General features: G+C 68.0%; 22 protein-coding genes. 6 read left to right on the forward strand and 16 right to left on the reverse strand.

Features of this window, described 5'->3' with window-relative positions; translation table 11 throughout:
- Nucleotides 1–6 precede the first annotated feature (6 nt).
- From ilvC to miaA, 4 genes are all read right to left on the reverse strand, one after another.
- The gene (ilvC, locus tag ACFOMD_RS11120) at nucleotides 7–1,026 is read right to left on the reverse strand and encodes a ketol-acid reductoisomerase (RefSeq protein WP_380861321.1); all 1,020 of its coding nucleotides are present in this window, start codon (nucleotides 1,024–1,026) and stop codon (nucleotides 7–9) included.
- Between the two features lie 42 nt (nucleotides 1,027–1,068).
- Nucleotides 1,069–1,584 (reverse strand): acetolactate synthase small subunit, encoded by a 516-nt coding sequence (gene ilvN / locus ACFOMD_RS11125; protein ID WP_380861323.1) that lies wholly within the window; start codon nucleotides 1,582–1,584, stop codon nucleotides 1,069–1,071.
- Complete coding sequence (locus ACFOMD_RS11130; protein WP_380861325.1) at nucleotides 1,584–3,338, reverse strand: acetolactate synthase 3 large subunit; 1,755 nt, start codon at nucleotides 3,336–3,338, stop codon at nucleotides 1,584–1,586. Before ACFOMD_RS11130 ends, ilvN begins: the two co-directional genes overlap by 1 nt.
- Before the next feature lie 86 nt (nucleotides 3,339–3,424).
- Nucleotides 3,425–4,300 carry a tRNA (adenosine(37)-N6)-dimethylallyltransferase MiaA gene (gene miaA / locus ACFOMD_RS11135; RefSeq protein WP_380861326.1) on the reverse strand — a complete coding sequence of 292 codons (876 nt, stop codon included), beginning with the start codon at nucleotides 4,298–4,300 and terminating at the stop codon, nucleotides 3,425–3,427.
- Between miaA and serB the strand changes: the two genes are divergently transcribed.
- Entirely contained in the window at nucleotides 4,299–5,183 is an 885-nt protein-coding gene (serB, locus tag ACFOMD_RS11140; protein WP_380861698.1) for a phosphoserine phosphatase SerB, read from the forward strand. The genes miaA and serB overlap by 2 nt on opposite strands.
- Here the strand turns inward: serB and ACFOMD_RS11145 are convergent.
- Together ACFOMD_RS11145 and ACFOMD_RS11150 are read right to left on the reverse strand one after the other, a co-directional pair.
- Entirely contained in the window at nucleotides 5,180–5,500 is a 321-nt protein-coding gene (locus tag ACFOMD_RS11145; protein ID WP_380861328.1) for a PilZ domain-containing protein, read from the reverse strand. The genes serB and ACFOMD_RS11145 overlap by 4 nt on opposite strands.
- Nucleotides 5,501–5,588: 88 nt before the next feature.
- The gene (locus ACFOMD_RS11150; RefSeq protein ID WP_380861330.1) at nucleotides 5,589–6,536 is read right to left on the reverse strand and encodes an SPOR domain-containing protein; all 948 of its coding nucleotides are present in this window, start codon (nucleotides 6,534–6,536) and stop codon (nucleotides 5,589–5,591) included.
- A gap of 304 nt (nucleotides 6,537–6,840) precedes the next feature.
- Between ACFOMD_RS11150 and ACFOMD_RS11155 the strand changes: the two genes are divergently transcribed.
- The 3 genes from ACFOMD_RS11155 to ACFOMD_RS11165 are packed head-to-tail and all read left to right on the forward strand — an operon-like array spanning nucleotide 6,841 to nucleotide 9,130.
- Nucleotides 6,841–7,557 (forward strand): AAA family ATPase, encoded by a 717-nt coding sequence (locus ACFOMD_RS11155; protein WP_380861332.1) that lies wholly within the window; start codon nucleotides 6,841–6,843, stop codon nucleotides 7,555–7,557.
- 11 nt (nucleotides 7,558–7,568) lie between these two features.
- On the forward strand, nucleotides 7,569–8,006 hold the full coding sequence (locus ACFOMD_RS11160; RefSeq protein WP_380861334.1) for a hypothetical protein: 438 nt from the start codon (nucleotides 7,569–7,571) through the stop codon (nucleotides 8,004–8,006).
- 2 nt (nucleotides 8,007–8,008) lie between these two features.
- Nucleotides 8,009–9,130 (forward strand): SPOR domain-containing protein, encoded by a 1,122-nt coding sequence (locus ACFOMD_RS11165; protein ID WP_380861336.1) that lies wholly within the window; start codon nucleotides 8,009–8,011, stop codon nucleotides 9,128–9,130.
- A 3-nt stretch (nucleotides 9,131–9,133) separates the two neighbouring features.
- Here the strand turns inward: ACFOMD_RS11165 and ACFOMD_RS11170 are convergent, their stop codons facing one another.
- The 5 genes from ACFOMD_RS11170 to ACFOMD_RS11190 are packed head-to-tail and all read right to left on the reverse strand — an operon-like array spanning nucleotide 9,134 to nucleotide 11,509.
- Nucleotides 9,134–9,622, reverse strand: a complete 489-nt coding sequence (locus tag ACFOMD_RS11170; protein ID WP_380861338.1) for a VOC family protein — start codon at nucleotides 9,620–9,622, stop codon at nucleotides 9,134–9,136.
- A complete protein-coding gene (locus ACFOMD_RS11175; RefSeq protein ID WP_380861340.1) occupies nucleotides 9,619–9,975 on the reverse strand; it encodes a DUF1428 domain-containing protein in 357 nt (118 codons plus the stop codon). The genes ACFOMD_RS11170 and ACFOMD_RS11175 overlap by 4 nt, the downstream gene beginning before the upstream one ends.
- A gap of 10 nt (nucleotides 9,976–9,985) precedes the next feature.
- On the reverse strand, nucleotides 9,986–10,633 hold the full coding sequence (locus ACFOMD_RS11180; RefSeq protein ID WP_380861342.1) for a glutathione S-transferase family protein: 648 nt from the start codon (nucleotides 10,631–10,633) through the stop codon (nucleotides 9,986–9,988).
- Entirely contained in the window at nucleotides 10,633–11,055 is a 423-nt protein-coding gene (locus ACFOMD_RS11185) for a VOC family protein (RefSeq protein WP_380861343.1), read from the reverse strand. Before ACFOMD_RS11185 ends, ACFOMD_RS11180 begins: the two co-directional genes overlap by 1 nt.
- 25 nt (nucleotides 11,056–11,080) lie before the next feature.
- Complete coding sequence (locus tag ACFOMD_RS11190) at nucleotides 11,081–11,509, reverse strand: VOC family protein (protein WP_380861344.1); 429 nt, start codon at nucleotides 11,507–11,509, stop codon at nucleotides 11,081–11,083.
- Between the two features lie 65 nt (nucleotides 11,510–11,574).
- On the opposite strand from ACFOMD_RS11190, the gene ACFOMD_RS11195 reads away from it, so the two are divergent.
- Nucleotides 11,575–12,267 (forward strand): winged helix-turn-helix transcriptional regulator, encoded by a 693-nt coding sequence (locus tag ACFOMD_RS11195; protein ID WP_380861345.1) that lies wholly within the window; start codon nucleotides 11,575–11,577, stop codon nucleotides 12,265–12,267.
- Here ACFOMD_RS11195 and ACFOMD_RS11200 read toward each other — a convergent pair.
- The 4 genes from ACFOMD_RS11200 to ACFOMD_RS11215 form a co-directional block, all read right to left on the reverse strand.
- On the reverse strand, nucleotides 12,264–13,481 hold the full coding sequence (locus ACFOMD_RS11200; protein ID WP_380861347.1) for a dihydroorotase: 1,218 nt from the start codon (nucleotides 13,479–13,481) through the stop codon (nucleotides 12,264–12,266). The genes ACFOMD_RS11195 and ACFOMD_RS11200 overlap by 4 nt on opposite strands.
- Nucleotides 13,478–14,467 carry an aspartate carbamoyltransferase catalytic subunit gene (locus ACFOMD_RS11205; protein ID WP_380861349.1) on the reverse strand — a complete coding sequence of 330 codons (990 nt, stop codon included), beginning with the start codon at nucleotides 14,465–14,467 and terminating at the stop codon, nucleotides 13,478–13,480. Before ACFOMD_RS11205 ends, ACFOMD_RS11200 begins: the two co-directional genes overlap by 4 nt.
- Before the next feature lie 169 nt (nucleotides 14,468–14,636).
- A complete protein-coding gene (ruvX, locus tag ACFOMD_RS11210) occupies nucleotides 14,637–15,107 on the reverse strand; it encodes a Holliday junction resolvase RuvX (RefSeq protein WP_380861351.1) in 471 nt (156 codons plus the stop codon).
- Nucleotides 15,104–16,240, reverse strand: coding sequence for a DUF3089 domain-containing protein (locus ACFOMD_RS11215; RefSeq protein ID WP_380861353.1), 1,137 nt, complete (start codon nucleotides 16,238–16,240; stop codon nucleotides 15,104–15,106). Before ACFOMD_RS11215 ends, ruvX begins: the two co-directional genes overlap by 4 nt.
- Nucleotides 16,241–16,298: 58 nt before the next feature.
- Here ACFOMD_RS11215 and ACFOMD_RS11220 point away from each other — a divergent pair, with 58 nt between their 5' ends.
- Nucleotides 16,299–17,978, forward strand: coding sequence for an N-acyl-D-amino-acid deacylase family protein (locus ACFOMD_RS11220; protein WP_380861355.1), 1,680 nt, complete (start codon nucleotides 16,299–16,301; stop codon nucleotides 17,976–17,978).
- Nucleotides 17,979–18,018: 40 nt separating this feature from the next.
- Here ACFOMD_RS11220 and ACFOMD_RS11225 read toward each other — a convergent pair whose 3' ends face one another.
- Nucleotides 18,019–18,489: a hypothetical protein gene (locus ACFOMD_RS11225; protein WP_380861357.1), complete on the reverse strand. Its 471-nt coding sequence runs from the start codon at nucleotides 18,487–18,489 to the stop codon at nucleotides 18,019–18,021.
- Nucleotides 18,490–18,573 lie beyond the last annotated feature (84 nt).

An 18,573-nucleotide genomic window follows, 5' to 3' on the forward strand; every position in this document is an offset into this window, starting at 1 on the left:
GAGCCCTTAGTTCTTCGCCTTGTCGACCAGCTTGTTCTTGGCGATCCACGGCATCATGTCGCGGAGCTTGGCGCCGACCTGCTCAATCGGGTGCTGCGCCTGCAGCTTGCGCGCCGCCTTCAGCTCGGGGTTGCCGACGCGGTTGTCGAGCATGAAGTCGCGGACGAAGCGGCCCTGCTGAATGTCGGCGAGCACGCGGCGCATCTCCGCCTTGGTCTCGTCGGTGATGATGCGCGGGCCGGTCTTGTAGTCGCCATATTCGGCGGTGTTCGAGATCGAGTAGCGCATGTTGGCGATGCCGCCTTCGTACATCAGGTCGACGATCAGCTTCACCTCGTGCAGGCACTCGAAATAGGCCATCTCCGGGGCGTAGCCCGCCTCGACCAGCGTCTCGAAGCCGGCCATGACGAGATTGGTGACGCCGCCGCAGAGCACCGCCTGCTCGCCGAACAGATCGGTCTCGCATTCCTCGCGGAAGGTCGTCTCGATGACGCCCGAACGGCCGCCGCCGATCGCCGAGGCGTATGAAAGGGCGATGTCATGCGCGTTGCCGCTCGAATCCTGCGCGATGGCGACGAGGCAGGGGACGCCGCCGCCCTTCTGATATTCGCTGCGCACCGTGTGGCCGGGGCCCTTCGGCGCGATCATGAACACGTCGATGTCGGCGCGAGGCTCGATGAGGCCGAAGTGGACGTTGAGGCCGTGCGCGAAGGCGAGGCCGGCGCCCGGCTTCATATTGGGCTTCAAATCCTGCTCGTAGATCGCCGCCTGATATTCGTCGGGCGCCAGCATCATGATGACGTCGGCCCATTTGGCGGCCTCGGCATTCGACACGACCTTGAAGCCGGCCTCGCCGGCCTTCTTGGCGGTCGCGGAATCGGCGCGGAGCGCGACGGCGACCTCGGCGACGCCGGAATCGCGCAAATTCGCCGCGTGCGCGTGGCCCTGGCTGCCATAGCCGATGACGGCGACCTTCTTGCCCTTGATGAGCCCGACGTCGGCATCACGATCATAGTACACGCGCATGGAAAGCTTCCTCTTCGCCCCGAAAAATCCAGTGGATGTGAATTACAGCGCCTCGCGGCCCCGCGCGATGGCGACGACGCCGGTGCGGACGACCTCGACGAGGCCGACCTCGCCCATCAGCGCCACGAAGGTGTCGATCTTGTCGGTCGACCCGGTCACCTCGAACACGAACGAACCGGTCGTCGCATCGACGACGCGGGCGCGATAGACATCGGCCATGCGCAGCGCCTCGTCACGTTCGACACCGCTGCCCGCGACCTTCACCAGTGCCATCTCGCGCTCGACATGCGGGCCGAGCGCGGTGAGGTCGGTGACCTTGTGCACCGCGACGATGCGGTCGAGCTGCGCGAGGATCTGCTCGATCACATGCGCGGTGCCGGTGGTGACGACGGTGATCCGCGATACGGCATGGTCGGCGCTGACGTCGGCGACGGTCAGGCTTTCGATATTGTAGCCGCGGGCCGAGAACAGCCCGACGATGCGCGCGAGCACACCAGCCTCGTTATCGACGATGACGGAGAGCGTATGCCGCTCGGAAGCTTCCACCTTGCGGGCCATCAGACGAGCGCCTGCCCCTCGCTGCTCGCGGCGCCGACAACCTCGGCGGCGTGCAGCATCATCTCGGTATGCGCCGCACCGCTCGGGATCATCGGGAAGCAGTTGGCGAGCTTCGCCACGCGGCAGTCGACCATCACGGGGCCGGGCTCCGCCAGCATCGCGGCGATGCCGTCGTCGAGCTGGTCGAGCGTTTCGATGCGCAGGCCCTTCCAGCCATAGGCCTCGGCCAGCTTCACGAAGTCGGGTAGCGCCTCCGAATAGCTTTCCGAATAGCGGCCGCCGTGGTTCAGCTCCTGCCACTGGCGGACCATGCCCATATATTCGTTGTTGAGGATGAAGATCTTGACCGGCAGGCGATACTGCTTGGCCGTCGACATTTCCTGGATGTTCATCAGGATCGACGCCTCGCCGGCGATGTCGATGACCAGCCGGTCAGGGTGGCCGAGCTGCGCGCCGATCGCGGCGGGCAGGCCATAGCCCATGGTGCCGAGGCCGCCCGAGGTGAGCCAGCGGTTGGGGCCTTCGAAGCCGAAATGCTGGGCGGCCCACATCTGATGCTGGCCGACCTCGGTCGAGATGATCGGGTCAAGATGCTTGGTCGCATCGTACAGCTGCTTGATGGCGTGCTGCGGCAGGATCTCGGCGCCCTTCTTCTGCTCGAAGGCGAGGCAGTCGCGCGCCTTCCAGCCGGCGATGCGGGCGTTCCACTCGTGGAGGTCGGCGGCGCGGTGGCCGCGGCGCTTCCATTCGGCGAGCATCGCCTCGATCACCGCGCCGACGTCACCGACGATGCCGAGATCGACGCGGACATTCTTGTTGATCGACGAGCGGTCGATATCGACGTGGATCTTGCGGCTGCCCGGCGAGAAAGCGTCGAGGCGGCCGGTCACCCGGTCGTCGAAGCGCGCGCCGAGGCAGAGCATGAGGTCGCACTGGTTCATCGCCAGATTGGCCTCATAGGTGCCGTGCATGCCGAGCATGCCGAGCCACTGCGGGTCGGCCGACGGGAAGGCGCCGAGACCCATCAGGGTGCTGGTCACCGGTGCGCCGGTCAGCGCCGCCAGTTCGCGCAGCGCGGCGCTCGCCGCCGGGCCGGAATTGATGACGCCGCCGCCGGTGTAGAGGATCGGCCGCTCGGCCGCGGCCAGCATGTCCACGGCCGCCGAGACCAGCGCGGCGTCGCCGTCGACCTGCGGGCGGTAGGTCTTGTGCTCGATGGCCTTGGGCGCGGTGTAGCGCGCCTTCATCACCTGCACGTCCTTGGGGATGTCGATCACCACCGGGCCGGGGCGGCCCGACGTGGCGATGTGGAAGGCCTCGTGCACCGTCTGGCCGAGCTTGTCGGCGTCCTTCACCAGATAATTATGCTTCGAACAGTGGCGGGTGATGCCGACCGTATCGCATTCTTGGAAGGCGTCGGTGCCGATCAGGTGCGTCGGCACCTGGCCGGTGATGATGACCAGCGGGATCGAATCGAGCAGCGCGTCGGCGATGCCGGTGACCGCATTGGTCGCGCCGGGGCCGGAGGTGACGAGCACCACGCCCGGCTTGCCGGTCGAGCGCGCATAGCCCTCGGCCGCGTGAACCGCGCCGCCTTCCTGGCGGACGAGGATGTGGCGGATGCGGTCCTGCTGGAAGATCGCGTCGTAGATCGGAAGAACGGCACCGCCCGGATAGCCGAACACGACCTCGACACCGAGGTCGGCCAGCGCCTGCACGATGATCTCCGCTCCGGTCTGGTTGGGGCCAGCCATGTCCACGATCCACTCTTCACCACGACAGCAAGGGGATGCGGAATAGCATATAAAGTTTCAGCGTCAACACGAGATTGGAAATAAAATTACGAAAGACTTCCACCATTTCCGAGACGCCGCCAGCCCGGTGCCTGGTTGCGGAACCAGGTGAGCTGGCGCTTGGCGTAGCGGCGGGTGTCCTGCTTTGCGTTTGCCGCCGCCGTGGCGAGATCGATCTCGCCGGCGAGGTGACGGAGGAGGGGCGGGACGCCCAGCGCCTTCATCACCGGCAGGGCAGGGGGGAGGTGCCGCGCCGCGAGGGCGGCGACTTCGTCGAGTGCTCCTTCGGCGAGCATGATGTCGAAGCGTGCGTCGCAGCGGGCGTAAAGGTCGTCGCGGTCGATCTCGACGACATAGGGCTCCAGTTCGATCGTCTCGCCGATGCCGCCGACATTGCCCTGCTGCCAGTCGCCGAGCGAGCGGCCGGTGGCGCGCCACACTTCGAGCGCGCGTGCGGAGCGCTGGCGGTCGGAGGGGCGGAGGCGGGCGGCCATCGCCGGGTCTTCGGTGGCAAGCGCGGCGTGGGGATTGTCGAGGGCGCGCACGGCGTCGCGCACATCGTCGAGGATTTCGGGGACCGGCGCGATGCCATCAAGGAGCGTGCGGATATAGAGACCGGTACCGCCGACGAGGATCGGCAGGCGGCCTTCCGCCTGAACCTCGGCGATCGCCTCGCGCGCCATCGCCGCCCAGGCGGCGGCTGAGCAGGCGACCGCCCCATCGACGATGCCGTAGAGGCGATGCGGCGCGCGCGCTTCTTCGGCCATCGAGGGCCGGGCGCTGACGATGCGCAGGTCGGCATAGACCTGGCTGGCGTCGGCATTGATGACCACGCCGTTCCGCCGCTCCGCGAGGTCGAGCGCCATCGCAGACTTGCCGCTGGCGGTCGGTCCTGCAATGACGGCCAGCGGTGGCTTCTTCATGAACATCCTGACCCTTGTCGCGCCCGAGCGCTTGTCGCCCGGTGACGTGTCCGCCGCAAGCGATGCGCTGCGCGGGATCGACGCGCAGTTGGGCATGACCGGCTGGATCGACCGCGACAAGGCGTGCGACGTGCAGTTCCGCGGCGCCGAGGTGGCGGCGGCGCGCGCGGCGGTCGACGCGCTCGGCCTGCCGATCGACATCTTCGTGCAGCCGCGCGCGACGCGAGAGAAGCAGATGATCATCGCCGACATGGATTCGACGATGATCACCGTCGAATGCATCGACGAACTGGCTGACTATGCCGGCATCAAGCCGCAGATCGCAGCGGTGACCGAGGCGGCGATGCGCGGCGAGCTGGATTTCGCCGAGGCGCTCGATGCGCGGGTGGCGCTGCTGAAGGGCCTCGCCGCCACCGCAATCGACCGATGCCATGAAGAGCGGGTGCGGCTGATGCCAGGCGCCCGGACGCTGGTGCAGACCATGCGCGCGCGCGGGAGCCACAGCGTGCTGGTGTCGGGAGGCTTCACCGCCTTCGCCGACCGGGTCGGCGCGGCGATCGGCTTTGCCAAGGTGATTGCCAATGAGCTGCTGATCGACGGCGAGGCGCTGGCCGGGACGGTCGCCAAGCCGATCGTCGACAGCGACACCAAGCTCAAGACCTTGCGCGCCGAGGCGTCGGTGCACGGCATTCCGATCGACGCGACACTGGCGGTGGGCGACGGCGCCAACGACATCCCGATGATCGAGGCAGCGGGCTTGGGCGTCGCCTATCACGCGAAGCCGAAGACCGAGGCGGCCGCCGCCGCGGCGGTGCGCCAAGGCGACCTGACCGCGCTGCTCTATGCGCAGGGCATTCCGCGCCGGGAGTGGGTAGCCGACTAGGCCTCCGTCATGTCGGTCGCCAGCGCCAGCATGGCGAAGGAAACCGAGGCATCGCTGACCTCGAAGCTCAGGCCCACGCCCTCGCGGGTGTGCCGGCTGACGTGCGCGGCGATCTCGCCGGCCTCGGGATGATGCAGCCGCACCGCCTCGCCGAGTGGCGGGCGGGCGTTGGTGTCGAGCGTGGCGCCGGCGGCGGAAATGTCGCGCAGCCGGGCCGGATCGCGGCGCGTGCCGGCCTCGATCACGCACATCCGCCGACGGCGAAACCGCGCGAAGGCGCGGCGCCCGACCAGCCGATATACGCTGCCTTCCGACATGATGTGATGACGCCCCCGATTCGCTTCGCTGCCATCAGACTTGAAGCAGCGGTGCGAAGAAAGCGTAAATTTTAAGCGGCTTGGCCGATCAGCTTCCAACGACGAAGCAGTTGCGTCCGACCGTCTGCAGCTTGCCGCAGAGGCGCTGGGCGTCGCCCTTGCTGGCGAACGGCCCCAGCTGAAGGCGGATCATCTTGCCCGCTTCGGCATAGGTCGGCTCGGCCCCGGCAACGACCGCGGGCTGGGAATTCTTCAGCGCCGTCCACGCCTCGACCGCCATCCCGCGCTGCGAAAAGGCGCCGAGCTGCACGCGCCAGCGGCCGTTGGCAGCGGTCTGGATCGGCGCGGGTGAGGCGGCGGCGGTCTTCACGGCGAGCGGGCTGCTCTCCGTCGGGGCCGGCATCGGCGCGCGCGGCGCCGGCGGAGTCGCGGCGGCCACCGCGGTCGCCTCCGCCTCGGCGATCGGCGGCGGGGCGGCGAAGGTCTTGGCGATTTCCTCGCCCTTGGCGCGGTCGTTCGTCGAGATATTGGCGTTCATCGTCGCCAGCGCGGTGGTCGACTGCGGCACGCCGCCGTTGTTGGCGCGCAGCATATAGGCATAGGCGAGCGGCCAGTTCTTGGCAGCGGCCTCGCCGTTGAAGTGGGCGACGCCGAGCACATATTGCGCGCGTGCCTGACCCGCTTTCGCCGCCTGCTCGAGCCAGCGCATGCCTTCGGTCTTGGTATCGGCGGCGGTATAGAGGGTGATGCCGAGCTTCTCCTGCGCCGGCGGGTGGCCGCGCGTCGCGGCCTTGCGATAATAGTCGAGCGCGATGTTCTCGTTCTTGGCGACGCCGCGGCCGAGCTTATAGGCTTGGCCGAGGTTGAACAGCGCATCGGCATCGCCGCGCGCCGCGAACGGCATCCATTCGGCGACGGCGCCCTTGTGGTCGCCCGCGTGCCATTTTTCGACGCCTTCCTTGACGCCGGCCATCGCCGGCGTGGCGATCAGGATGGCCGCTGCCCCCAGCGACGCAATCCAGCTCTTGTTGCGCATGTCCCCCGAAGTCCCCTCGAACGCACCGTCTACATAAAGGCGGCGAGCCTTAGCAGATTTTGCCGCCTGCCGCATGAACATGATGGGCGTATGGCCTGCGAACGCCACGATTTGCCGCACATTCGCGGCGGCCGGTCGAAGGCGAAAAATAGATCGCTCAGCTTGTTATTTCAAGTGCAAGACTTTGAAAAGACAAGGGGAAGAGGCATTTCGGCTCTTTAACCTTCATGAATCTTTACGGATTCTTAGGACGGGCCGTGCGACTCCGTCAGCGGGGAAATTCGTAGACTTGGGGTTTGCGGACATGCGCGTTCTCGCACTGGCGTCGCAGAAGGGCGGGTCCGGAAAGACCACCCTCAGCGGCCATCTCGCCGTTCAGGCGCAACTCGCCGGCGCCGGGCCGGTGGTGCTCATCGACATCGATCCGCAAGGCTCGCTCGCCGACTGGTGGAACGAACGCGCGGCCGACGTGCCGGCGTTCGCGCAGACCAGTGTCGCGCGGCTGGTCGCCGACCTCGACGCGCTGCGCGCCGAAGGGTTCAAGCTGGCGGTGATCGATACGCCGCCGGCGATCACGATGGCGATTCAGAGCGTGATCGCGGTGGCCGAACTGGTCGTCATCCCGACACGGCCGAGCCCGCACGATCTGCGCGCCGCCGGCGCCACGGTCGATATCTGCGAGCGGGCGGGGAAGCCTTTGGTGTTCTGCATCAACGCCGCGACGCCCAAGGCGCGCATCACCCATGAGGCCGCCGTCGCGCTGTCGCAGCATGGCACTGTCGCGCCGGTGACCATCCATCAGCGCACCGATTTCGCGGCTTCGATGATCGACGGGCGAACGGTCATGGAGACCGACCCGAACGGCAAGTCGGCCGCCGAAGTGGCGGGCCTCTGGACCTATATCGCCGACCGGCTGGAGCGGAACTTCCGCCGCACCGTGTTCAACGTGCCCGGCACGATGGCGGCGTCCGCGCCGCGGCTCGGCGTTGCCGGCGGCTTCGGCCGCAAGGCCGTTGGGTGAAAGGCAGCGACATGCGTGAAGCCCGATCCGTCGCGTCACTGACCGGCAACCTGCTCGCCCGCAAGGGCGGCGCGCGCCCGGCGATGCGCCCGCAAATCTTCAACGCCGAGGAGGATCTCGGCTGGAACGACATGGGAGAAGCGGGCGGCGAGCCTAAGCCCGATCCGTCGCCGAAGCTGGTGCCGATCGCCTTCGGCCAGCCGGTCGCCGACGAGGTGCCGCCGCCCGCAGTGGTGCAGCAACAGGCCGCGCTCATCGAAAGTTTCGCCGAGCCGAAGCCGCGCGCGGCAGCGGGCGCACATGGCAAGTCGGCCTTCACCCTGCGGCTCGACGAGGAGCGTCATCTGCGCCTGCGGCTGATGGGGGCGCATCGTCACCGGTCGAGCCAGTCGCTGGTGATCGAGGCGCTCGACCGGCTGCTCGACGAATTCGAGCAGGGGCGGGCGTAGCCATGGCAATCAAAGCGATCCAGGCGCTGCTGCTGGTGGCGACCGCACTGACCGCGGCGGGCTGTCAGCAGGGCGCCGCCACCAAGGCGATGAACGCGCAGCCGTCGCGTGGCGCTGCGGTGCTGCAGGCGCAGGTCCAGGCCGCTGCCGAGCAGCAGATGCGCGGCGCCGGCATCGCGATGGCCGAGGCGAAGGTCGAAGTCGCGCCTGCCGATATCGAGGCGCGGCGGACGCTGGCGCAGGTCTATCTCGCTTCTGGCCGTTTCCGCTCGGCGGCGCAGGCCTATGACGATGCGCTCGGTCTGGCGCCGGGCGACAGCGCGCTGCGGCTGAAGAAGGCGCTGGCGCTGCTGGCGCAGGGCAATGCGGTGGCGGCGGTCGGCGAGCTCGACCGTATCGCGTCGCTGCCCGACGCCGGCCTGGCCTATGCGCTGGCCGGGCAGACCGCGCGTGGTGTCGAACTGCTGGAAGCGGCGGCGCGGGGCGCCGAGGCTTCCCCGCGCATCCGGCAGAATCTCGCGCTCGCTTATGCGCTCGACGGGCAATGGGCGCGCGCCCGCGTCGTCGCCGCGCAGGATCTCGACCCGCAGGCGGTGGAAGGACGGATGCGCCACTGGGCGCTGCTCGCCTCGACCGCCGATCCGGCGGCGCAGACCGCCGGCCTGCTGGCGGTGACGCCCGACGGCGGCGACCCCGGTCGGCCGATCGGCCTTGCCTATGTCGCGCCGATGGCGGCGCCGGCGGTGCAGGTTGCCGACGTGGCGGCTCCGCCGACCCTCACGACGAGCCCCCCTGTGCAAGTGGCGTTGCGTAAAGCCAGCCTGTCCGTGCCCACCCCGGCGCCGGCCCGGCAATGGGTCGTCCAGCTCGGCGCCTACGACACGCCCGAGCTGGTCGACAGCAACTGGGCAACCCTCCAGCGCCGCGTCGGCGACCTGCTCGACGGCCGCGCGCCGTCGCGCAGCGAGAAGATGGTGGGGGAGAAGCGCTACTACCGCCTGTCGGTCGCCGGCTTCAGCCAACGCGGCGCCGCGATCGACCTCTGCGAGGCGTTGCAGGCGCGGCAGAAGGATTGCTTCGTGCGCCGGGTCGGCCCGGCGGTGCCGCAGCCGACCCGGGCTTAGGCGTCAGGCCTTGCCGTCGAACGCCGCCTGAAGCGCGGCGAGGTCGAGCTTGACCATCTTCAGCATGGCGTCGGCCGCGCGCTTGGCGGCCGCGCGGTCAGGGCTCGCCATCATGTCGTTGAGCGCGACCGGTACGACCTGCCAGCAGACGCCGAACTTGTCCTTCAGCCAGCCGCATTGCTCGGTGGTGCCGCCCGCCGACAGGAAGCCGTCCCAATAATGGTCGATCTCCGCCTGGTCGGCGCAGTTGATGGTGAACGAGATGGCGTGGTTGAACGGATCGAGCGGACCCGCCGACATTGCGGTGAACGACTGGCCGTCGAGGGTGAACTCGACGACGACGACCGACCCGGGCGGGCCGCTCGGCGTGTCGGTCGGCATCGTCGTCGTCCGGTCGATGCGCGAGTTGGGAAACAGCGAAACATAGAGTTTCGCTGCCTCCTCGGCCTCCTTCGCGTACCAGAAGGAGGGGCTGATCTTCGCGATGCTCACGCCTTCTCGCCGTGGTCGACGATCGGCTCGAAGGCGCCGAAGATCAGGCGCTGTCCGTCGAACGGCATGTCGCTGCCGCTCATGCGCTCGTCGTTCATGATCTTTTCTTGGGCCGCGTCGCGCGCTTCCTTCGACGGGTAGACCACCCACGAGAACACGACATTCTCATCGGCCTCGGCCTTCACGGCGCGCTTGAAGTCGGTGACCTTGCCGTCGGGAATATTGTCGCCCCAGCATTCGACGACGCGCAGCGCGCCATGCTCGATGAAGATCGGCGCCGCCTTGGCGGCCAGCGCGCGATAGGCCTCGCGGTTGCCGTTGGGCACCGGAATCAGAAAGCCGTCGATATACATATCTCTCTCCTCAGGCTGCTTCTTTGAAATCGCCGAGCTGCGCGGCGAGCGCGCGCTGGAAGGCGGGGCGCGCCTCGCAGCGGTGCTGATAGGCGGTCAGCACGGGGTAGTCGTTCAGGATCGAGGTCTGGCGCAGGTTGCGCAGCACCGTCGACATCATCAGGTCGCCGGCGGTGAAGCGGTCCTCGAGCCAGTCGCGGCCGTTCAGCTGCGCGGACAGTTCGCCGAGGCGCTGGCGCAGCTCTTCCTCGACCTGCGGGCGGCGTTCCTTCGTCCAGTCCTCGCCTTCGTGGAACAGGTCGGTCTCGGCGAGTTGCGACACGCCCGGTTCGATGCTGTTCAGCGCGGCGAAGATCCAGGTGAGCGCGCGGGCGCGGCCGGCTTCGTCGCGCGGCATCAGCGCCTCGCTGCCGAGCGCGATGTGCGTGACGATCGCGCCGGATTCGAACATCCGCACCTGGCCGTCGTCATAGGCCGGCACCTGTCCGAACGGCTGCCACTGGCGATACGCCGGGCCCTTCGACTCCTCGAAGTTCTTCAGGTCGCTGTCATAGGCGATGCCCGCCTCTTCCAGCGCCCAGCGGACGCGCAGGTCACGAACGAGGCCGCGGGCGAAGTCCGGCACCCAGTCGAAGGCCGATACGCAAGGGCCACTCATCACGCGTCCTTTTTGATCGGGGCGCCGATCGACCAGGTGTGGCCGAACGGGTCCTGCACATTGCCGTAGCGGTCGCCCCAGAACTGGTCCTCGAGCGGCATGGTCACCGTCGCGCCGGCGGCGACCGCGCGCTCGAACCAGCGGTCGGCGTCGTCGACTTCCAGATGCAGAGTCACCGCGGTCGGCGCGCCGGTCGGGCCGCCGGTATATTCAGGGAAATCGTCGTGCATCATCAGCGAGCCGCCGTTGATGCGGACGTGGGCGTGCATCAGCCGCTTGCCATCGTCGGCGGGCATGCGCATCGCCTCCTCGGCGCCGAATGCCTTCACATAGAAGTCGATCGCCTCTGCGGCACGGCCGTCGCGGATGGTGATGTGCGGGGTGATGCCCGTCAGCGGGCCTTGCTGTGCATGATCGGTCATCTCGTCTCTCCCAGGGATTGGCGGTTCAGGCTTCGACGGCCGGCGGGCCGTTTTCGGCGGCGACGGGGTCCATCCACATCACTTCCCAGATGTGACCATCGGGGTCCTCGACGCTGCGCGAGTACATGAAGCCATAGTCCTGCGTGGTCGCGGCATCGGCGCGCCCGCCGGCGCCGCCGGCCTTTTCGACCACCGCGTCGACCTCGCTGCGGCTGTCGACCGAGAAGCAGTTGATCACCTCGCAGCTGGTCCTCGCGTCGGAAATCGCCTTCGCGTTGAACTGCCGGAACTTGTCGTGGGTCAGCAGCATGATGCCGATCACGTCGGACAGCATCATCGCGGCCCCGGTCTCGTCGGTGAACTTCGGCTCGTTGGTCGCGCCGAGCGCCTCATAGAAGGCTCGCGACTTGGCGAGGTCGGCCACCGGCAGGTTCACGAAGATCATCTTGGGCATCGCTTAGGCTTTCTGTGCCGAATCGGATTTGACGATGATGCCGCCGTTAGTTATAAAAAACAACCATGGAGTTAGAAAAAGTAACCAAAGGCGACAAGCGACGCTACGACGATGCCTGCGGCACGGCACATGCGCTCGACCTCATCGGGGAGCGCTGGGCCCTGCTGGTAATGCGTGAACTTATGTTGGGGCCGAAAAGGTTCGGTGACATCCGCGCCGGGCTGCCCGGAATCAGCGCCAATGTGCTGACGCAGCGGCTGGAGGGGCTGGAAGCGGCCAATGTGTTGACCCGCCGCCGCCTGCCGCCGCCGGCCAGCGCGCAGGTCTATGAGCTGACGCCCTGGGGCTATGAGGCGGAGGTGATCCTGCAGGTGATGGGCCGCTGGGCGGCGCGGTCACCGCAGCACGACCCGACGATGCCACTGAGCGCCACGTCGCTGTTCCTGTCGTTCCGCACCATGCTGAAGCGCGACCTCGCGCAAGGGATCGACGCGAAGATCGGCTTCCGCATCGGTGTGGAGGATTTCCTCGCCCATCTGCACGACGCCGAAATCGGCGTGCGGCGGGGAACGCTCGACGGCGCCGAGGTGATTTTCGCGATGCCGGAAGCGCCGGTGATGGCAGGCGTCGTCTACGGCGGCCAGCCGATCGAGGCGATGGAGGCGGCGGGGCTGCTGACCGTCACCGGCGACCGGAAGCTGGCGGCCGACTTCATCACGCTGTTCGAGCTGCCGCCGAAGGCGGTCATCACCGCCTAGCGGAAAATCTCGCCGCCCTTCACCGTCATCAGCACGCGACCCTGCACCGGCGATCCGTCGAACGGCGTATTGTCGGCGGCGAAGCGGTCGGCGTCGATGCGCCACGGCGCGCCGGGGTCGAACAGCAGCAGGTCGGCGGGCTCGCCGGCCGCGAGCTTGCCGCCGGGCAGGCTAAAAAGCTGCGCGGGATTGCTGCTGAGCTTGGCCAGCAGGTCGATCAGCGGCAGGCGGCCATCGTGCACCGGGGTCAGCGCCAGCGCGAGCAAGGTCTCGGCGCCGACCATGCCGGGGGCGGCGTCGGCGAAGGGGAGGCGCTTGTCCTCCTGCGTGCGCGGATCATGGCCCGAGGCGATGACGTCGATGGTGCCGTCGGCAAGCGCGGCCAGCACCGCCAGCCGATCGTCCTCGCTGCGCAGCGGCGGCGACATGCGCGCGAAGGTGCGGTAGCCGAGCGTCGCCTGATCGTTGAGCAGCATGTGCGCCGGGGTCACGCCGCAGGTGACGCGCACCCCGCGCGCCTTGGCGCGGCGGACGATCTCGATGCTCTCCGCCGTGGTGACCTGCCGGATATGCAGCCGCGCGCCGGTGGCTTCGGCGAGGCGAACATCGCGCGCGACCGCGAGCGCTTCGGCAAAGGCAGGGGCAGAGGAGAGGCCGAGCCTTGTGGCGAACTCGCCGGCGGTCGCCACGGCGTCGCCGGCGATGCCGCTGTCTTCGGCATGCGTCACGACGACGAGGTCGAAGCCGCTGGCATATTGCATCAGCCGGTGCATGACGCCGCTGTCGGCGATCCAGCGGTGGCCGGTGGAAACGCCGGCGGCGCCCGCCAGCTTCATTAGCCCGATCTCGGCCAGCTCGCTGCCCTCGAGCCCGCGCGTTGCGGCGGCGAAGGGGTGGACCCAGACCTGCGGCTTGCCGATCCGCTGCGCGCGCTCGACCAAGGCCGGGTCGTCGACCGGCGGCGACTGGTCGGGCATCAGCAGCACGCGAATGATGCCGCCGGCGAGGCAGGCGGCGCCGTCGGCCTTGAACACCCCGGCATCGACGAGCGCCGGGGTCAGCACCTTGCCGCCGCAGTCGATGACCTCGGCGCCCTCGGGGACCGCGCCGTCGATCGCCTCGATCTCCCGGTCGCGAACGATCAGCGAACCGCTGCGGTCGAGCCCGCTCGCCGGATCGATCAGCCGGGCATTGGTGAAGGCGAGCACGCTCATACCCAGCCCTCCACGCCACGGCGCGACCTTGTCAGCACATCGAGGCAGGCCATGCGGACGGCCACGCCCATCTCCACCTGCTCGGTGATCGCCGAGCGGCTGATGTCGTCGGCGACCGCCGTGTCGATCTCGACGCCGCGGTTCATCGGGCCGGGGTGCATGACCAGCACGTCGGGCTTGGCGGCGGCGAGCCGCTCCTGCGTCAGGCCATAGAAGCGGAAATATTCGCGGGTCGAGGGGAAATAGGCGCCCGACATGCGCTCGCGCTGCAGGCGCAGCATCATGATGACATCGGCGCCGTCGAGGCCCTTGTCCATGTCGGTGTAGACATCGACGCCCAGCCGGTCGGTGTCCTCGCCGATCAGGGTTGGCGGCGCCACCGCGCGCACCTTGGCGCCGAGCGCGCCGAGCAGCTGGAAGTTGGAGCGGGCGACGCGGCTGTGCAGGATGTCGCCGCAGATCGCCACCGTGAGCCCGGCGATGCGGCGCTTGCGGCGGCGGATGGTCAGCGCGTCGAGCAGCGCCTGCGTCGGGTGTTCGTGGCGGCCATCGCCGGCGTTGAGCACGGGGCAGCCGACCTTCTCGGCGATGAGCTGCACGGCGCCCGATGCGTCGTGCCGGATGACGATGACGTCGGGGTGCATGGCGTTGAGGGTGAGCGCGGTGTCGAGCAGCGTCTCGCCCTTCTTCACCGAGGACTGGCTGACGCCCATGTTCACGACGTCGGCGCCGAGGCGCTTTCCGGCGATCTCGAACGACAGCAGCGTCCGCGTCGAATTTTCGAAGAAGGCGTTGATCTGGGTGAGACCGTGCAGCCGCTCGTCGCGCTTGGCGGGCAGGCGGTTGAACTCGATCCACTGCTCCGCCTCGTCGAGGAGATAATTGATCTCCCAGGGCTGCAAGCCTTCGATGCCGAGCAGATGCTTGTGCGGAAACGGATGGACGCCGGCAGGAAGGGGCGTCGGTCCAAGTGTGTCGCGAGTCATTAAAGGCGCTGTTTAGCGCGGTGGGGCGGGGAGGGGAAGCGCGCATTCCCTCGCCCCGCCGGGGAGAGGGCGACTCGCCTGCAGGCGAGCGGGGTGAGGGGAGGATGTTCGCCAGAGGCTCGCTCCGCTCGCACCCCTCACCCAACCCTCTCCCCAGCGGGGAGAGGGCTTAACGCGGCAGATACGCCAGCGCGTCGATCGCGCCTTGCAGGATATGCGCGGCGGCGAGCTTGTCGACGAGGTCGGCGCGGCGGGCGCGGCTGAGGTCGGCGTCGATCATCGCGCGCTCGACAGCCTGCGTCGACCAGCGCTCGTCCCACAGCAGGATGGGCAGACCGAGCGGCGCATCGACGTTGCGCGAAAAGGCGCGGGTCGACTGGGTGCGCGGGCTGTCGCTGCCGTCCATGCTGAGCGGCAGGCCGATGACGAGGCCTTTCACGCCTTCCTTGGCGACGAAGCGCTTGAGGATTTCGAGGTCGGCGGTGAACTTGGTTCGCCGGATCGTCTCGGCGGGCGAGGCGAAGGACCAGCCGGCGTCGCAGAGCGCAAGGCCGATAGTCTTGGTGCCGACGTCGAGCCCGGCGAGGCGGCCGCCGATCGACAGCGCCTCGCGAAAGACCGTCGTCTCGGTGGTGATCACTCTTCCGTCGCGGCGGCCGGCTCGCGCGCCGCCAGCCAGCCGCTCAGCCGCGCCTCGGCATCGGCGCGGAGGTTCGCCCAGAACATCATGTAGTCGTAGACATGATAGTTGTTGCCGGGGAGGACGTAGCCGTCGAAGTCGGCCGGTGGCTCGCCGATCAGCAGGAAGCCCTGCGCGTCGCAACGGGCGGGCACGCGGCCAGGGGCCAGCTTCGCCTTCGGCATGTCGCTCTCGGGAATCAGCGCGCCCATGTTGGCGTCGGCGGGCGCGTCGCCGCCGCGCCCGGTGAGCGGGTTGGTGCAGACCATCGGCGTGCCCTTGCGGGTGGCGCCGGTGAAGCCGGGGACGGCGTCATAGACCTCGACCACCTGCTCGGTCTCGGCGGGCTCGGCGAAGCTCTGCCAGCTCAGCAGGCAGCCGGGCTGCCCCTCCTCAGCACAGGCGGGGAGGCCGAGCGCGGGGATGTCGGCGGTGGTCGAGACCGGCCAGCCGGCGATATAGGCGGCAACGATGCGGCCGGCGATCGGCTGGCCGGCGACGCGCTCGCGCAGCAGGCGCAGCAGGTGCAGCGAGCCCTGGCTGTGGCCGGCGAGGAGGATCGGGCGATCCGCCGGCACCGCCGCGACAAACGCGTCGAAGGCGCGCAGCACGTCGGCATAGGCGAAGTCGATGGCGGCCTGGCCGTCCTTCTTGTCGGTGAGGAAGGCGCCGAAGGTCGCCTCGCGGTAGCGCGGCGCCCACACCTGCGCGATGCCGTTGAACACGCTGGCCTGCGTCTGCAGGTAGACGGCGAGGCGCTCGTTGGTTTTCTCATCGTCGGCCGGGGCGTTCCAGCTCGCGCGGTCGAGATAGGCGGTCGGCGTCACATAGAAGAGGTAGGCACCGGGCTTCGGTGCGGCCTGATAGCCCTCGGGCGCCCAGCGCGCCGGATCGGTGGCGAGCTTCGGATGCGCCAGCCAGCCGCCGGTGCTGGCGTAATCGGGCGCCGGCGCCGGCTTACTCTCGGCGAAGGTCACGCTCGGCACCATCGACAGGCGCATGATCTGCAGCCCGAAAATCCGGTAGATGAACGCCCCCGCGATCACCAACATGATGATGATCGCAATCACCCACAGGAACCGACGTGCCGCCATGCTTGCCTCCGCTTGTGCGCGGGGCATAGCATGCCCCCGACGGGAGAGGGAGAGCAGGATGACGGGGCGGATTCTGGCGGGCTGCGCGGCGATCGCGCTGATGGCGGGCGCGGCGACAGCACAGGGGACGCACGACCTCGTCATCAAGGGCGGCACCATCTACGATGGCTCGGGCGGCGCACCCTATGTCGGCGACGTGGCGATCGACGGAGACCGGATCGTCAAGGTCGGCGGCAGCGCGAAGGGAAAGCGCGAGGTCGACGCCAAGGGCCTCGCAGTGGCGCCGGGCTTCATCAACATGCTGAGCTGGGCGACGGAATCGCTGATCGAGGATGGCAACGCGCAGGCCGATATCCGGCAGGGCGTGACGCTCGAGGTGATGGGCGAAGGCTGGTCGATGGGGCCGCTGTCGCCGGCGATGAAGGCGGTGGCGCCGCAGCGGCAGGGCGACATCAAATATGACGTCCAGTGGACGACGCTCGGCGAATATCTCGACTTCCTCGCCAAGAAGGGCGTGTCGCCGAACATCGCTTCGTTCGTCGGCGCGACGACGGTGCGCGTGCACGAACTTGGCGAGCGCGATATCGACCCGACGCCCGAGCAACTGACGAAGATGCGCGCGCTGGTGCGGCAGGCGATGAACGAGGGCGCGATGGGCGTCGGCTCGTCGCTAATCTACGCGCCCGCCTTCTACGCCGAAACGCCCGAGCTGATCGCGCTGATGCAGGAGGCCGGCAAGTGTGGCGGCATGTACATCAGCCATATGCGCAACGAGGGCGACCATATCGAAAAGGCGATCGACGAGCTGATCACCATCGCCCGCGCGTCGAAGGCACCGGCGGAAATCTATCACCTGAAGCTCGCCGGCAAGGACAATTGGGGCAAGCTCGACAAGGTGATCGCGCAGGTCGAGAAGGCGCGCGCCGCGGGCGTGCGCGTCACCGCCGACATGTACACCTACACCGCCGGCGCGACCGGCCTCGACGCTTCGATGCCGCTCTGGGTGCAGGACGGCGGGCTGGAGAAGTGGATCGAGCGACTGAAGGACCCGGCAACGCGCGCGAAGGTGGTCGCCGAGATGCGCAAGCCGGGGCAGGAGTGGGAGAACCTCATGGTTCAGGCCGGCTCGCCCGAGAAAGTGATCCTGATCGCCTTCAAGAACCCGGCGCTGAAGAAATATACGGGGAAGACGCTCGCCGAGGTGGCGAAGGAGCGCGGCACCTCGCCCGAAGACACCGCGATCGACCTCGTCATCGAGGACGGCAGCCGGGTCGGCACCGCCTATTTCCTGATGGACGAGGCCAATGTCCGGCGGCAGGTGGGGTTACCGTGGATGAGCTTCGGCTCCGATGAGGAAGCCCCCGCCACCACCGGCGTGTTCACCCAGTACAACAACCACCCGCGCGCCTTCGGCAACTTCGCCCGCGTGCTCGGGAAGTACGTCCGCGAGGAAAAGGCCGCGACCCTGCCCGACGCCATCCGGCGGCTGAGCGCCTTTCCGGCGGAAAACCTCGGCATCAAGGATCGCGGCTCCCTGAAGGCGGGCCATTTCGCCGATGTGGTGGTGTTCGACCCGGCAACGGTGTCCGACCACTCCACCTTCCAGAGCACCCGCCACTATTCGACCGGCATGCGCGACGTGTTCGTCAACGGCGTGCAGGTACTGAAGGACGGCGAGCATACCAACGCCAAGCCGGGGCGGGTGGTGCGCGGGCCGGGGGCTGGGAAGTGCGGTTAAAATAAAGGCAAATTTCTGCGCTTAGTTGGACACGGGATGCTTAGCCGTACGGGCGCCCTAGCCGGTTATATTCCATGCCACCACACGCCGCGCTCGGGTCCGCGACTCCGCTCCGCGCGGCGATGGTAATTCGCTTACCTCCCACGCGGGACTTGTCGTCCACATCGGCGCTGTAAGCCCTGAGGTATTCTAGCTGCAATGTTGTCGGTCCAGTCCAACGCATATTGACGCCGTAAGCGCATTCGCTGCGCACCGCGCCATAGAAGTAAGCGACCTGCGTGGAGGAACCGAACCAACTGTCCGCCCGGCGTAGCCGCACCTCATAACCGAACGACGTGGTCGCGCCGCCGTTCGTTTCTATGAGTGTTGCTTCGACTGCGCCGTCTGGCGATGTGAGATGTGATACCTCGTCGCGCGACACGCACGCGAAATTCAGCAACAATCCCAGAAGCAGTAAGCCACCGAGAGCAAGCGAGAGGCAGGTGAGCAAACCTTTGAGGAGGCCACGCATCGGAGGATTTTGATACGCAAGAGAAACAGATGCAAATGTAGAACAGGAGCCAGCTAATCGCTCTGCTTGCCGCGCTGCGACGCA

The organism is Sphingoaurantiacus capsulatus (genome assembly GCF_042648405.1).
Taxonomy (GTDB): domain Bacteria; phylum Pseudomonadota; class Alphaproteobacteria; order Sphingomonadales; family Sphingomonadaceae; genus Sphingoaurantiacus; species Sphingoaurantiacus capsulatus.

Coding starts and splice junctions, on each gene's coding strand:
- ACFOMD_RS11180 (WP_380861342.1), bottom strand. CDS start 10,633: ATGAGTGGCCCTTGCGTATCGGCCTTCGACTGGGTGCCGGACTTCGCC.
- ACFOMD_RS11215 (WP_380861353.1), bottom strand. CDS start 16,240: ATGGCGGCACGTCGGTTCCTGTGGGTGATTGCGATCATCATCATGTTG.
- ACFOMD_RS11175 (WP_380861340.1), bottom strand. CDS start 9,975: ATGTATATCGACGGCTTTCTGATTCCGGTGCCCAACGGCAACCGCGAG.
- miaA (WP_380861326.1), bottom strand. CDS start 4,300: ATGAAGAAGCCACCGCTGGCCGTCATTGCAGGACCGACCGCCAGCGGC.
- ACFOMD_RS11155 (WP_380861332.1), top strand. CDS start 6,841: ATGCGCGTTCTCGCACTGGCGTCGCAGAAGGGCGGGTCCGGAAAGACC.
- ACFOMD_RS11195 (WP_380861345.1), top strand. CDS start 11,575: ATGGAGTTAGAAAAAGTAACCAAAGGCGACAAGCGACGCTACGACGAT.
- ACFOMD_RS11150 (WP_380861330.1), bottom strand. CDS start 6,536: ATGCGCAACAAGAGCTGGATTGCGTCGCTGGGGGCAGCGGCCATCCTG.
- ACFOMD_RS11185 (WP_380861343.1), bottom strand. CDS start 11,055: ATGACCGATCATGCACAGCAAGGCCCGCTGACGGGCATCACCCCGCAC.
- ACFOMD_RS11200 (WP_380861347.1), bottom strand. CDS start 13,481: ATGAGCGTGCTCGCCTTCACCAATGCCCGGCTGATCGATCCGGCGAGC.
- serB (WP_380861698.1), top strand. CDS start 4,299: ATGAACATCCTGACCCTTGTCGCGCCCGAGCGCTTGTCGCCCGGTGAC.
- ACFOMD_RS11220 (WP_380861355.1), top strand. CDS start 16,299: ATGACGGGGCGGATTCTGGCGGGCTGCGCGGCGATCGCGCTGATGGCG.
- ilvN (WP_380861323.1), bottom strand. CDS start 1,584: ATGGCCCGCAAGGTGGAAGCTTCCGAGCGGCATACGCTCTCCGTCATC.
- ACFOMD_RS11225 (WP_380861357.1), bottom strand. CDS start 18,489: ATGCGTGGCCTCCTCAAAGGTTTGCTCACCTGCCTCTCGCTTGCTCTC.
- ilvC (WP_380861321.1), bottom strand. CDS start 1,026: ATGCGCGTGTACTATGATCGTGATGCCGACGTCGGGCTCATCAAGGGC.
- ACFOMD_RS11145 (WP_380861328.1), bottom strand. CDS start 5,500: ATGTCGGAAGGCAGCGTATATCGGCTGGTCGGGCGCCGCGCCTTCGCG.
- ACFOMD_RS11190 (WP_380861344.1), bottom strand. CDS start 11,509: ATGCCCAAGATGATCTTCGTGAACCTGCCGGTGGCCGACCTCGCCAAG.
- ACFOMD_RS11205 (WP_380861349.1), bottom strand. CDS start 14,467: ATGACTCGCGACACACTTGGACCGACGCCCCTTCCTGCCGGCGTCCAT.
- ACFOMD_RS11160 (WP_380861334.1), top strand. CDS start 7,569: ATGCGTGAAGCCCGATCCGTCGCGTCACTGACCGGCAACCTGCTCGCC.
- ACFOMD_RS11130 (WP_380861325.1), bottom strand. CDS start 3,338: ATGGCTGGCCCCAACCAGACCGGAGCGGAGATCATCGTGCAGGCGCTG.
- ACFOMD_RS11165 (WP_380861336.1), top strand. CDS start 8,009: ATGGCAATCAAAGCGATCCAGGCGCTGCTGCTGGTGGCGACCGCACTG.